The organism is Chryseobacterium sp. 3008163 (genome assembly GCF_003669035.1).
Classification (GTDB): domain Bacteria; phylum Bacteroidota; class Bacteroidia; order Flavobacteriales; family Weeksellaceae; genus Chryseobacterium.
Window position 1 is genome coordinate 987,344 of the sequence record NZ_CP033070.1, and the last position, 13,277, is coordinate 1,000,620.

Genomic DNA, 13,277 nt, shown 5'->3' on the forward strand with positions numbered 1-13,277 from the left:
CTGCAGAAAATCTTTTCTTTTTACCGTTTTTTACAAAACGATTAAAAATCTCTACTTTTAATTGATCCTGTTTTTTGGGAAAAGATCAATTTCAAAAAAATATAATTATGGGACTAAATTGAATATAAGTATCTGTATATTAGGCGTGAAATATCTTTTGCTTAAGCAGTTTATTTAATGTCAAGATAGTTGTTGGTTGTATATTGTATCAAAATAATTGCTTAAGCATAATATTTGATCTTTATCCAATGGATTAATATAATTTAAAAACATTTGTTCTGTAGCATGTCCAGTGGCTGAAATAAGTAATGAGGTTGGGATTTTTCCATAAAAATTGGTTGCGAAACTTCTTCTGCCTATATGACTGGTTAATATTTCCCATTTTTCCACTAAAAGACTTTCTGCTCTATGTCCAATTCTTTTTTTTGCTTTGATTGCTTCATTAATCTGTGCAAGTTTGCCTATTTTTTTTATATTTTTATTATATAATTGGGCATTTATTAATTTAGGGAAACTATTATTATTACTTTTAATAATCTCTATGACAGCCGGATGGAGAGGAAGTAATATTTTCTTATTTGTTTTTTGTTGAATAAAATTGATGCATAGCCTGCCATCGATCTCAAGTAATTTATCATTTGTAAAATTCATAAAATCTGATATCCGCTGCCCTGTATAACAACTTATTAACAACCAGTCTTTTGAATCTTTTAAGGCTGCCGGAATTTTTGTTTTTTTTATTGATGTTATTTCTTCTTCACTCAGCGTGATTACTTCTTTTTCCTCTTTGATTCTCTTAAATTCAAATTCTCTTATACTGGTTGCAATTCCCTTTTTTTCAACAAAGTTTAAAATAGTTTTAATAAAATTCAAACTGCGATATATCGTATTTTCGTTATAATATTCTTGTTTACAGAATAAAATAAAATTCTGAACAAATTCACAATTGACATTGCTAATAGTAATTCTATTTTTAATGAACCCCTCAAATCGCGCAATTAGATTACGAAATACTTTATAACGTTTGTATGTAGAATAACAGATGCGTTCTTTACGGTTATTAATATATTGACTGACGAAATATAGTAATGTATTTACAGGGTATTCCTCCTCCTCTGTACATATCTTTTTAATAATATCAGATATCTTTTTTTTTGTAATTTTTTTTTAGCAGGGATATTTTTAATATACTCTGTTAGATTAACTTTTATTGAATCTAATTTTCGATTAATTTCTTTATGTGCTTTAAGATATATGTTTTTTGGACGTTGCTTTTCATTATCCCATTCATCTCCTGAAATAATTAATGGAACTAAAAAATAGCATGGGTTTTCAAATTGATCATTATCGATAGATAAACAAATATTTTTATTTATTCCGTTTTTAGACAAGGAAAATACAAAATTCATAATAAGATAAATTATTGATTATCTGCGAATATATGGTAAAATGTAGTCCTAACTAGACTACTTTTCCTAATTGCAAATATAAAAAAATTGCAATGTAAAAAAATCAAACAACTGTTTTTAAGTATTTATGGATAAATGAGACAGACTAATAAATTTAAATTTTATATCATATATATATGTATAATTATTTATTGTTGACATTTTTATATTGTTAAGTTATTGTACCACATATATATAATTGTTAGTAAGTAAAATGAAAGTAGTCTAGTTAGGACTACTCTTAAGCACATACTATAAATTAAATGATGATAAGAAAACAATTCATATTGTTTTACACCTGTAAGAAGGGGCTCAGTACATTATTACTACTGGTAAGTTTTGTTCTTCAGGCAAATAATCATTTAAACAATAGCTTAGCTTCTCAACATGATTCCACGCTTGTTAGATCTCAAGGTAAAATTTTCACCACCGGAAGTATTTTGATATATGGTTTGGAGAATGTTTCAATTGAAAAAATACCATCTCAGTCAAAAGTTAAAAAATCCAAGAAAACAGTAAATTCTTCAAAACCACGGAAGAGTTTAAAGCGAAGTATTATTGTTAAAGGAAATAAAACTTTAAGCCAAAAACCTTTAGCGTCAGTATGTTCTTCAGACAGGCTTGTACACTTTGGAAATTGGAAACTTCCTTCCCAGATAGTAATTATCACCAACAACTATTGTTTAAAAAAATTAATGCAATTAAATCGTGCAATATTTACTTTATAAAAAAACATATTTCACGTATAATAAATATTACTAGTAAATACATTTTATTATTAATAATCTCTCTCTTTTTAATTTTATACAGACTGCGTCCCCCTCCTGCTTTTTCAAGCTGCGCAATCAGGTTTTTTTAAACATAAATTACCTTAAACACAAAGAAATAACACAAAAATATTATTCTAATTCTTCAATTAAACTTATTCTAACTTCTATGGGAAGATATATATTATTTAAAATTGAAATAAAGGATGGTAAAAAATTTATACTGAATTTCTATGAAATTAATAAAACACAATACAAATAAAATTTATCTAAAGATCAACAGTATTATACTGTTTTGCTTCTTTAGTATGCTGTCACTTTTGCAGGCTCAGAGTCTCCTTTCGGAGAGCTTCAACTACAGCTCTGGGACTTTATTGACAGCTAATAATTGGACCGCCCTCGCCGGTACCGGAACAAACAATGTTACTGTTTCCAATGGCAACCTGGCTTATCCCGGGTCCATAGGCGATGGCATGGGAAATAAAGTTCCTTTAGCCAATAACGGACAGGATGTCTCCCGTACTTTTACCAGTACAGCAGCTCCTATATACTCCTCACTTATTGTAAATGTATCGGCGGCTAATGCAGTTGGAGATTTCTTTTATTCGATAGGAACTAGTGCAGCACCTGCTACCACGGTAGGAGCTAAGCTGTTTGTGAAGTCAAATGGATCAGGCTTCAGTTTTGGAGTTTTGAGAGGAACAGGAGGAATCCCCGTTTATGAAACTACGGTAAGACCATTTAATACGAATGTAATGGTGGTCTTGAAATATGAAGTAGTAGCAGGAGCTACAAATGACGCTGTGAAATTATATGTAAATCCGGGGCTATCTTCAGAACCCGCAACGCCAGATGCTGTATATACAGCCGCTATTGGTCTTGATGCAGGCGCTTTTTCTGCTATAGCTCTTGTGCAAGGGACAGCTGTTACGGCTCCTACTCTGGAGGTGGACGGTATTAATGTAGGTACTACTTGGGCAAGTGTAACTTCACCTATTTATGATTATGGAGATGTACCTACTACTTATGATTTTACAAAAGATGGAGTTTACGCTCCCGCAGCACATAGTCTTCTGTCAGGTTTAGCATTAGGAAGTAATATTCCTGATCTTGAGCTTTCACCACTAAGTGTAGCTTCTGGTTCAGATAATAATGGGAGTAATGGTGATGGTGCTGATGAAGATGCTATAAATATATCTGCTAATCAAATAAGAAAAGGTGTACCCTTTACGCTATCGGTTCCGGTGACAAATCCTGCAGCAACTACCAAGTTCCTTTATGGATGGATCGATTTTAATAATGACGGGCTTTTTCAGGTAGGAGAATTATCTGATGCCATTGTCACATTTACAACAACAGGAGCAACGACACAAACGCTTACCTGGTCTGCAGCAAAAACAGCAACCATAACAAGTACCACTAAATTGTATATGAGATTGAGGCTTTCAGACCGGTCTCTGAATGATTTTACCACTGCAGCTTCTGGGGGTGCTCTTATTGACGAACGCGCTGTTGGAAATGGAGCTGTAAGCACAGCGAATGCTGCTGATTTTCCTACAGCTGCCAATGGAGAAGTGGAGGATTATCAAATTGACGTGGTTACCACTTTTGATTATGGAGATGCACCTTCTACGTTTGAAAATGACAAAGATGGAAATCCTTTACCGGGAATGCATGCTCCGCTTTCTGGATTTATGCTGGGCACATTGCTGGATATTGAAAACAGTCCAGCTTCCGTAACTTCACCTGCTGAAAATAATACATCAGGAGACAATGCATTAGGACTGGCTGATGAAGACGGACTTATTTCTTTAACAAGTGTAAGCCGGGGAGTAGCGTACAGTCTTACAGTGCCTGTAACTATTCCTTCAACATTAGCAGGAACAAAATATTTATACGGATGGCTAGATCTTAACGGAGATGGACGTTTCCAGATTGGTGAAGTAGCAAGTATCACTACCGCAGCAACAGCTGCAGCCAATCTTACCCTTACTTGGACAGCAGCTCAAACCGCTACCCTAGTTAGTGGAACAACGAAAGTGTATTTACGACTTAGGCTTTCTAATTTAAGCTTAATTGATTTTACTACTGCCGCAAGCGGAGGTGCTTTAATTGATGAAAGAAGTGTAGGGAATGGGGCAACAGCTGCTGCAACTGCAACGAATAGTCCAAATATCGCTTTTGGAGAAATTGAAGATTATCAGTTACCTGTAGATCTGTATGATTTTGGGGATGTACCGGTTTCTTATGACAATTCAAAAGATGGTGTTTTCTTACCTGCTGGACAAATACAATTAGCAGGACTTTCGTTAGGAAGTATTCTTCCTGATGTAGAACAGTTGCCTTATAGTGTTGCTGCTGGAGCGAATAATAATGGAAGTAATGGTGATGGTGCTGATGAAGATGCTATAGATGTGTCTGCTAATCAAATAAGAAAAGGAGTTCCTTATATCTTATCAGTTCCGGTAACCAACCCGGTGGCAAGTACAAAATATCTTTATGGCTGGATCGACTTTAATAATGATGGAAAGTTTCAGGTGGGAGAGGTTGCCACTACAACTTTTTCTGCAACAGGATCTACCAACCAAACGCTTACCTGGACCGGGGCTCAAACCGGAACTATAGCAGTGGGCGCACCAAAACTTTATATGAGGTTGAGACTTTCAGACAGATCGTTGAATGATTTTACGACAGCCGCTTCGGGGGTGCTCTGATTGATGAGAGGAGTGTAGGTTTTGGAGCTACTTCTGCGGCTAATGCTGTGAATTTTCCTTCTGCATCTAATGGAGAAGTAGAAGATTATCAAATTGATGTTGTTAATACTTTTGATTACGGTGATGTACCGTCTAGTTTTGAGAATGATAAGGATGGTAATGCTTTACCTGGTTTGCATGCTCCTCTAATAGGATTTAGCATTGGAAGTCTTTTAGATGTGGAGAGCACACCTGCTTCCGTTACTTCACCTGCTGAAAATAATACATCAGGAGATAATGCTATTGGAATAGCTGATGAGGATGGTATGAATACAATGGGGAATATAGAAAGAGGTTTACCATACATTATTACAGTACCTGTAAGTATTCCTTCCAACCTGACGGGAACAAAGTATTTGTACGGATGGTTAGACCTTAACAGTGATGGAGTTTTTCAAGTGGGAGAAGCGGCTGCAGCTACAACAGCCAGTACTGCCAATACAACGATGACTTTAACATGGACGGCTGCCCAAACAGCTACAATCGTAAATGGAACCCTGACAGCTTATTTAAGGCTAAGGTTATCTAATTTAAGTTTAACTGATTTTACCACTGCCGCAAGCGGAGGAGCTTTAATCGATGAAAGAAGTGTTGGTAATGGTGCTACTTCTGCAGTTGTTGCTACCAACGCACCCACCATTGCATTTGGAGAGGTTGAAGATTATCAGTTACCTGTTATTTCTACGATAAGGTATAATGATGTGATACAGGGAGGGGTGAGTATGATAGGAACTTCATGGTATTATAGTGTACCAGGTAATCCGACTGCGGCTTTAATACCAGATGTAGATGGAGATGCTTCTACAACTTGGTCTACTTCGGGAGATTTAATTTTACCTGCAGGATCAACGATTGAAAAAGTACTTTTATCGGTAGAAAAAAATGGAGGCCCTAATTTCACTTCGGCAATGTTGAAAGTTCCAGGAGCAACAACTTACACTACTTTAACGCCTGCAACAAGTATTGCAGATAGAACTTCAGTTGGTGCATATGCTCAAATGATATGGGATATTACTTCAATGGTACCCGCCAATGGCTATGTAAGCACAGCAGGAGGAGGTATAGGAGGTCGATATTTTCTTGCTAATCCAACTCCAGCACCAGTTAATATGGGAGGATGGTCTATGATTGTTGTTTACAAAAATGCTAATTCTAAATTTAGACAGATTGTTGTAACTGATGGTTGGCAAGGTGCATTTCCTGTAGAAACCCAAATTAACGGATTAAAAATTCCTGCTTCAGGTACAGTAAAGGCTGTGGTTGGAGTAACGGGAACTTATGGTGATAGAGGGTTTAGTGACTTGTTGAATTTTGGTCAGGTAGGAACTACTTTAACTTCGCTGAAAGATCCGATGACAGGAGTTACCAATGATGCATTAAACAGTTCTGTTGCATGGGCTGCCAACAATAATGTATCAACAGATGGAGGACCTGCTATATCCGGAAATTATACTGCCAGGAATCCTATTAGTGCAGGACATATTTATGGTGCATCTGAAGCATATGAGTTTGATGCTGATATTTTTGATGCAAATGGAGTATTAGCACCTTCTTCAACACCTATCAATGTGGTTCTGCAACAACAGTCTACCGGAGGAGATGCTTTGGTAAGCGGGTCATATTTTATATCAGTAGACTTGGCAATCCCTCCTGTATTAACGAAAAGTTTACCTGTGAATACAATAGTAGATGGCGGTATTACAAAATATATTTGGACAGTTACCAATACAGCATCTGATGCAGTATTGCAGACGATTAATTTTACTGACAATTTGCCAAGCAGTATCAAAGTTGCAGCAACGCCTAACGCATCAATCACAGGTGGAACAGGTGGTGTAATTACTGCTGCTCCCAATTCAGGAATAGTTACTATTTCAGGGCTGCAATTAAATCCGGGACAGAGTGCAACGATATCAGTGGATATCACTAATGTACTTGGGCAACTTAATGCATCATGTTCTGCAAATCCGTCTGCCTTTACAAACAGTTCTTCAAATATTACTGTACCTTCAGGTGGAATTCTAAATACCTCTACGATTACCCCACAATGTTTAATCGTTAATGCTGGAATTACATTTTGCTACAAACCTGGAATAACAACCGGAACAGCATTAGACAGCAAGGTTGGGATTACCTCTTTGAGCAGAGCAGGTGCTACAGATCCTGATAATTGGCCAATGGTTCGCAAGGGTGCCTGGTTGGTAGTGGAATCAAAAACCAAAGGATTTGTAGTCAACAGACTTCCTTTTGATGGCTCAGGAAATCCTATAGGAATTCCGGTTGCTGATTTTACAGAAGGAATGATGGTTTATGATACAGTAAACAACTGTCTAAAAATGTATACATCTACAGATGGTGGATTTTCATTCAGCTGGCAGTGTTTAAATACACAAACCTGTCCTGATTAAATAATAACAAGAGCTTAATGCAAAAGTAATAGATGTTTTTCTATTGCTTTTGCGTAAGCTTTTTAACTTAAAACTTACAAAATGAATAAAATAATCTTAAGTATAACATTATTCTGTGCCATCTCTGTAAATGCTCAGGTGGCAATAGGAAAAGAAAGCGTGGCTAATCCTTCGGTATCATTAGAATTTGCAACTACTGAAAATAGAGGGCTGGTTCTTCCTTATGTAGAAGATAACAGCGGGATTTCTGAAAACGGCACTATTATTTATGACACGGCAGATCATAAAGTAAAATACCTTAAAGGCGGAAGTTGGTTTGACTTAAGTGTAGATACTACAGGAAATGCAGATCTGTCTTTACAAGCTACCAAGACTGAGAAAACAGGAGCTAAGGTAAGTATTGGAACTCCTACTTCAACAGACGGTATTTTAGTTTTGGAAGACAATAACAAAGCGATGATTCTTCCTAAAGTGGCTAGTCCGCATTTGAATATTATCAATCCATCTGCAGGAATGATGGTATATGATATAACTGCACGTCAATTGGCGGTATTTAATGGGACTGTGTGGTCGTTCTGGAAACCATAATATTCAGACTGTCAAATAAAATCTTCAACCTGGTATTAAAATTAGTAAGTTTTTTCATGTTTGGTAAAGCTGCCATGGTTGAAGTATTTTATGTTTATTCATTTAAATAATTGTAAATGACTAGTAATTTTAAAGATATTCATTTGGGATTCTTAATTAAACATAAGGTGCAAGAATTAGAGATAGAAACTTCGCGTATTTGTAATTTTATTAAGTGCAGTGAAGAAGATGTTGAAACGATGTTCTTACAAAAAGATTTAAGTACAGACGTCTTATTAAAATGGAGTAAACTACTGGAGTATGATTTTTTCAGGTTATATACTCAACATCTGATACTGTTTTCACCCCCTGGTAGAATACCATCTAATAAAAAGATTGTTTCCAATCTTCCAAAGTTCAAAAAAAATATTTATACAGGTGAGATAATCGATTTTATTTTAGAGTTAATAACTTCTGGTGAAAAGACAAAAAAAGAAATTATTAATGACTATAGGATTCCAAAAACCACACTTTACAAATGGATATCAAAATATAATAATAAATAAAAACCCCAAAATATCTGTAATTAAATTTAATATTCCAATAGATACATAAAACGCAGCTAAAAAAGGAGCCATGAATAATTTACCTCCCAATTATAAACTTATTTATGAAGATATGATTGCTAAAAAATACGCTCATAAAAAAGCAGATTGTTCAAGTATACTAAATAAGAGTACATTATCCGTAATGGATGTTATAAAAATAAACAAGATTATTTCTGATAATTCCGATGAAGCTACAGGCGTGTTTAATCAGAAGTTACGATCATATGATAAATCTACTGTATTAGAAATTCTAGATTATCAAAAAATAAACAAATTAAATAATAAACAAGCGGCAATAAAATTTAAAACCAGCAGAAATACAATCAGTAAATGGAAAAAAATGTTTTCTGAAAAAAACTGATATTTTATAATTTTTAATCATTAAAACTTTTATTATGACTTAAAATATATTTAAAAAAACATCAAATACACAAAAATCATTATGAAGACAAAAATCTTATTTCTTATTGCGGAGATAATTTTCTCCTCATTTAAAAGTCAGGTGGGTATCAATACCCAAAAGCCAGAAGCAACTCTAGATGTAAATGGAGATGTTAGAATACAAAAAGTAAACCCTTTGCCTGCTTCAGAATCTGTAAATAAAATTTTGGCACTTGGTGACAATAACATTATACATCAAATAAATGCAGATGATATTCTGCTTAATGGCAGTAACGCTATTGTAAAAGGTATTGGTGGTACAGGATTTAGCCTGTTATCAATAAGTTTATTAAATGGATGGCTGCAAGTCTCCTTTCCGACATTAGAAATTGATGAAGGAAACAATTACGATACAGCTCAACAAGAATTTATAGCTCCAAATACAGGAGTTTATAATGTTTATTTTTTCATAGAAATGGCCTCTCTCCTTTCTGTATCTACTACAGGTATTGGCATTTTTAAAATAGATGGTATTTCCGGTATTCGAACATTGTTATCAGAAGAATCATTTACAAATATCAGTGTTCTGGGCATAGGAGTCTCTCCTCCAACCAGATCAACCCAAACAATAGTTAAGCTCAATAAGGGCGATAAAATAAGCTTTGGAATGAGAGGAATTCCGCTGGCTAGTATTGGTTTATTGACGAACTCTAACGCTCAGTTCTCAATTTTACGAGTAAAATAATTACGCTTATAAGGGTAATAAAAGTTTTAAAATGATGCAGAATTTTTTATTATAGTTAATAAAAAATTCTGCATTTTTATTTATGAAAAATGAAAATGAAAAATGAGAAAAATTTCTATTCTTATTGCAAATTATAATAATGGATATGCAAATACCATTTTTGTTTAACCATTCTGTCTCGCCCATACGGTATCTTTGGCCCATATCGTAATGATTGGCAAGGTAGATAAAGAATTTTCGCACATTCATCCGGTATCAGCCAACCGTTTCCCGATTTTTGCACGAACACATATTGAAAAAGCGGGCGTTTACAGAATGTGGGTGTAATTTAAATCATTTTCTGGAATTTTACTACAAAATAGAAATGACACATCAATACCCAAGGTCATTAGTTACAACAGATTTAATAGTAAAATCTGAGCCGAGTAATCCGGATAAAATTAACCCTGCGCCCTGTCATAGGGTTTTTCTTTAAATTTCTATATTATTTATTAAGGGTAACTTTACAACAAAGTATAATAAATCATGACAAATCTTAAAAAGATACTATTCGTTACAACCATACCCCTATTAGTTTTCAGCTGCAATACTGAAACCAAAAAGCAAGAAAAAGAAGAAAATCAAACAGAACAAAAAGCTGCTGAAAATAATAATTTTGAAGGAAATTATGTGAACAATTCTTACAACCAAAGAAAGGAAGGATACGATTGGGTTGCTGTTATTGTGAGTAAAGAAAGCGATAATCAATTAAAAATAGCAGTTCGTTCAAGAGCAGACAAAAAGAAACCGACTTGCACCTTTGACGTTATTGCCCAAAAATTTGATGAAAATACCTACACATCGGTTGTTCAAGATAAAAAGGTAATGTTTCGTTTCAGCGAAAATGGTATTGCCATCGAAACCGAGAAAAAAAAAGACAGTGGCATCCTCAATTTTTATTGTTCTGGCGGAGCGAGTATTGCAGATACTTATACCAAAATAAATGGGCCGTTGGATGAAACTCAAATTGATAAAACAAAGTTCAGCAAAGTTTTAAATTTACAAGATGTTGGCTTTAATATTTCGTCTACTGAAAAAAATGGAGCAACACAACTCAGTATCTCTACTTTCGGACTTCCAAATGATTTTAACGAAACCCTAAACATTAACAACCAAATAGTTATAAATGCAGAAGTAGATGATTTAGACGCCGACAGTTCACCAGAATTGGTCGTTTTTACCAAAGATAGCAGTAATAAAGAAAACGTATATGCCTATTCTGTAAACAACAAAAAATCCATGAGCTCTGTATATTTCCAACCAACTGTGGAAAATAATAAAATTAACGTTGGTTATAAGGGGCAAGATAGATTTACATTGATGGAAGGTAATTTAGTTCAACGTTTTCCAGTTTTTGAAAACAATGTGGAAACCAAAAAAATAAGACAAGTAGCCTACAAACTTTTAAAGGGAGAAGCTTCAAAAAAGTTTGAGGTGAACAAACAAACTGAATACGAAAAATAAAAACTCGGCTTTTGTGACTTGATTTGAATACATTAAATGAGAAGCTTCAAAACAGTTATCGATAATTCTTAAAAACAGAAAAATTTGAAAACGGAAAGAAAAACATATTTAATTTTTGGAATAAGTAAAGGTCTCGGAAAAGCAATTACTAAAAACTTACCTAATGAAAATGATGAAGTATTTGGAATTTCAAGAAGTAAGCCTAATTATTTAAATGAAAAATCGAATGTAACGTGGATTAGCACAGACTTGTCAAATCCGAAAAATTCGTCGGAAATTATAAAAGCAAATATAGGGAATAGAAAAATTGATTATTTCATATACAATGTTGGAATATGGGAAAGTAATGCTTTTACAGAAAAATATAGTTTTGAAGAAAATTCTGAATTAGAAATAGCCAATATGATCAATACAAACATCACCTCTTGTATTTTGAATATCAAATCAGTAATTAAAAATTTAAAACAATCTGAAAATGCCAAGATCATTTTAATTGGCTCAACTTGGGGATTAGATAATCACAATGGAAAAGAAGTTACTTTTTCTGCTACAAAGTTTGCATTGAGGGGTATAGTACATTCATTAAGAGAAAATCTTCGTGAATATAAAATTGGAGTTTCAATAGTAAACTTAGGATACTTAGCAACCGAATTTGAAAATGATGAAAATATCGAAACGGTAATAGAACAAACAGAAGGAAAACTAATTCCTTTACAAGACGTTATTAATGCTTTGAAATTTATCATATCAACTTCTAACGCTAGCTGTGTAAAGGAAATCAATATGCCCGCAATGAATGATTTTAATTTATAGAAATGACTACCAATAACTCGTTTCAAATTCAATAACAGTAATTCGATTGAACTTTTATAGTAATATTTTGGCTTTTGTGTTTCGATTTTTTCATCATCGTAAACTCCGAAATAATATAACAAATCCGTAAACCTTACAAAACAAACAAGAAATAGAGCAAGACACAAACTAGCGCAAATGCGGAATTTTGTATCATCAATTTAAAACGATGAAAACAAACCGTAAAATGGAATAATGTATGGCTCTTGTTTCTATCACAGGCACTGTTCCAAACCGCATCCATATTAGTAATCATCTTATCGGGTGTAGTTGACCTGCAAATGACAGATGATAAAAACCTATCAACACTACCTATTGCTATGATTATCGTGGGAACTGCAAGTATGATGATACCTGCATCAATTATCCTTAAAAAACTTGGTCAGCGCAAAGGCTTTATGCTAGGTACGGTGTTAGGTGTTTTGTCGGGATTGGTATCCTGGTATGGAATAATCCAACATTCATTTTGGGTATTCTCCATCGGCAATATGTGAAATCTGGCAGAAAAGCTGTTCATTAAACAGAGTCGTATCATTTTTAAAGAACCTCATCAAACCTCAATCAAAAGAAATTGCTTAGTTTTGCGAAGTTTAAAACAAAAAAAAACTATTAGTATAAATATAAATTCGTTTTTATCAATTCGTATGAAAGAGCTATATTTAAACGATAATATTCCAAAATAACTTTCATAAAAAATTGATTTATACAACACTTTTAAATATTGCAATTTTCCAGGGAATCATCTTAGGCTTAGTCATTTTAAAATCTTCCCTATTCAATAGTAAATCAAATAAATATTTAGCCTACTTACTATTTACACTTTCAATTAAATTACTGACTCATGTTTTTGAGATTCAACAGGTATTCACCTCCTACCCTCTTCTACGTTTTATAAACAACATCGAGTGGGTATTTCTAATACCTACTTTCCTATTCTTATTTATTAAAAACAGGACTGATACCACTGGAAAAAGCAAACTAAAAAACTATTGGTATTTTATTCCATTTGCCTATTCCGCTGTCCTTAACATTATAAATGATCTTGATTATGTTGCTGGGATTTATACTATTCCTGAGTCAGGCATCGCTGTAATCAGCATACTTGGTTTGATTCATCTTGCTTTAGCCGTTACATTTATCCCATTTTTGCCTATTTACTCTTATTTCATGATAAAACATTTAAAAGATTCACAGGAAAAAAATGGATAATTACCTTACTTACCTTTGTTTCTTTATTGTTGTTTG

Annotated in this window: 14 protein-coding genes and 1 pseudogene; 12 read left to right on the top strand and 3 right to left on the bottom strand. The window is 33.8% G+C overall.

Annotated features, from left to right (window positions below; genetic code table 11):
• Positions 1–180 precede the first annotated feature (180 nt).
• The 3 genes and pseudogenes from EAG08_RS04335 to EAG08_RS04340 form a co-directional block, all read right to left on the bottom strand.
• Positions 181–873 (bottom strand): tyrosine-type recombinase/integrase, encoded by a 693-nt coding sequence (locus EAG08_RS04335; RefSeq protein ID WP_164998523.1) that lies wholly within the window; start codon positions 871–873, stop codon positions 181–183.
• A gap of 9 nt (positions 874–882) precedes the next feature.
• Positions 883–1,161: pseudogene (locus EAG08_RS22890) on the bottom strand (phage integrase SAM-like domain-containing protein); the annotation flags it as partial.
• Entirely contained in the window at positions 1,095–1,409 is a 315-nt protein-coding gene (locus tag EAG08_RS04340; protein ID WP_129534387.1) for a hypothetical protein, read from the bottom strand. The gene EAG08_RS04340 and the pseudogene EAG08_RS22890, both read right to left, overlap by 67 nt.
• 302 nt (positions 1,410–1,711) lie before the next feature.
• On the opposite strand from EAG08_RS04340, the gene EAG08_RS04345 reads away from it, so the two are divergent.
• From EAG08_RS04345 to EAG08_RS21830, 12 genes are all read left to right on the top strand, one after another.
• The gene (locus tag EAG08_RS04345; RefSeq protein ID WP_129534388.1) at positions 1,712–2,176 is read left to right on the top strand and encodes a hypothetical protein; all 465 of its coding nucleotides are present in this window, start codon (positions 1,712–1,714) and stop codon (positions 2,174–2,176) included.
• Between the two features lie 272 nt (positions 2,177–2,448).
• Positions 2,449–4,929, top strand: a complete 2,481-nt coding sequence (locus EAG08_RS04350) for a GEVED domain-containing protein (protein ID WP_129534389.1) — start codon at positions 2,449–2,451, stop codon at positions 4,927–4,929.
• A gap of 47 nt (positions 4,930–4,976) precedes the next feature.
• The gene (locus tag EAG08_RS04355; RefSeq protein ID WP_129534390.1) at positions 4,977–7,376 is read left to right on the top strand and encodes a GEVED domain-containing protein; all 2,400 of its coding nucleotides are present in this window, start codon (positions 4,977–4,979) and stop codon (positions 7,374–7,376) included.
• Between the two features lie 81 nt (positions 7,377–7,457).
• A complete protein-coding gene (locus EAG08_RS04360) occupies positions 7,458–7,964 on the top strand; it encodes a hypothetical protein (RefSeq protein ID WP_129534391.1) in 507 nt (168 codons plus the stop codon).
• A gap of 116 nt (positions 7,965–8,080) precedes the next feature.
• The gene (locus EAG08_RS04365; RefSeq protein WP_129534392.1) at positions 8,081–8,509 is read left to right on the top strand and encodes a transposase; all 429 of its coding nucleotides are present in this window, start codon (positions 8,081–8,083) and stop codon (positions 8,507–8,509) included.
• Between the two features lie 70 nt (positions 8,510–8,579).
• Positions 8,580–8,912 (top strand): helix-turn-helix domain-containing protein, encoded by a 333-nt coding sequence (locus EAG08_RS04370; protein ID WP_129534393.1) that lies wholly within the window; start codon positions 8,580–8,582, stop codon positions 8,910–8,912.
• Positions 8,913–8,993: 81 nt separating this feature from the next.
• Positions 8,994–9,677: a hypothetical protein gene (locus tag EAG08_RS04375; RefSeq protein ID WP_129534394.1), complete on the top strand. Its 684-nt coding sequence runs from the start codon at positions 8,994–8,996 to the stop codon at positions 9,675–9,677.
• Positions 9,678–9,872: 195 nt separating this feature from the next.
• Positions 9,873–10,004 (top strand): hypothetical protein, encoded by a 132-nt coding sequence (locus tag EAG08_RS22575; RefSeq protein ID WP_262696799.1) that lies wholly within the window; start codon positions 9,873–9,875, stop codon positions 10,002–10,004.
• A gap of 198 nt (positions 10,005–10,202) precedes the next feature.
• Complete coding sequence (locus EAG08_RS04380) at positions 10,203–11,180, top strand: hypothetical protein (RefSeq protein ID WP_129534395.1); 978 nt, start codon at positions 10,203–10,205, stop codon at positions 11,178–11,180.
• Between the two features lie 84 nt (positions 11,181–11,264).
• Positions 11,265–11,993 carry an SDR family oxidoreductase gene (locus EAG08_RS04385; RefSeq protein WP_129534396.1) on the top strand — a complete coding sequence of 243 codons (729 nt, stop codon included), beginning with the start codon at positions 11,265–11,267 and terminating at the stop codon, positions 11,991–11,993.
• A 320-nt stretch (positions 11,994–12,313) separates the two neighbouring features.
• Positions 12,314–12,526 carry a sugar MFS transporter gene (locus EAG08_RS21280; RefSeq protein ID WP_164998524.1) on the top strand — a complete coding sequence of 71 codons (213 nt, stop codon included), beginning with the start codon at positions 12,314–12,316 and terminating at the stop codon, positions 12,524–12,526.
• A 202-nt stretch (positions 12,527–12,728) separates the two neighbouring features.
• Positions 12,729–13,241, top strand: coding sequence for a hypothetical protein (locus tag EAG08_RS21830; protein ID WP_228446767.1), 513 nt, complete (start codon positions 12,729–12,731; stop codon positions 13,239–13,241).
• Positions 13,242–13,277 lie beyond the last annotated feature (36 nt).

Excerpts from the sequence above, each read along its gene's own strand:
- EAG08_RS04380 (WP_129534395.1), top strand. The coding sequence starts at position 10,203 with ATGACAAATCTTAAAAAGATACTATTCGTTACAACCATACCCCTATTA.
- EAG08_RS04345 (WP_129534388.1), top strand. The coding sequence starts at position 1,712 with ATGATGATAAGAAAACAATTCATATTGTTTTACACCTGTAAGAAGGGG.
- EAG08_RS21280 (WP_164998524.1), top strand. The coding sequence starts at position 12,314 with ATGACAGATGATAAAAACCTATCAACACTACCTATTGCTATGATTATC.
- EAG08_RS04350 (WP_129534389.1), top strand. The coding sequence starts at position 2,449 with ATGAAATTAATAAAACACAATACAAATAAAATTTATCTAAAGATCAAC.
- EAG08_RS04370 (WP_129534393.1), top strand. The coding sequence starts at position 8,580 with ATGAATAATTTACCTCCCAATTATAAACTTATTTATGAAGATATGATT.
- EAG08_RS04360 (WP_129534391.1), top strand. The coding sequence starts at position 7,458 with ATGAATAAAATAATCTTAAGTATAACATTATTCTGTGCCATCTCTGTA.
- EAG08_RS04365 (WP_129534392.1), top strand. The coding sequence starts at position 8,081 with ATGACTAGTAATTTTAAAGATATTCATTTGGGATTCTTAATTAAACAT.
- EAG08_RS04375 (WP_129534394.1), top strand. The coding sequence starts at position 8,994 with ATGAAGACAAAAATCTTATTTCTTATTGCGGAGATAATTTTCTCCTCA.
- EAG08_RS04340 (WP_129534387.1), bottom strand. The coding sequence starts at position 1,409 with ATGAATTTTGTATTTTCCTTGTCTAAAAACGGAATAAATAAAAATATT.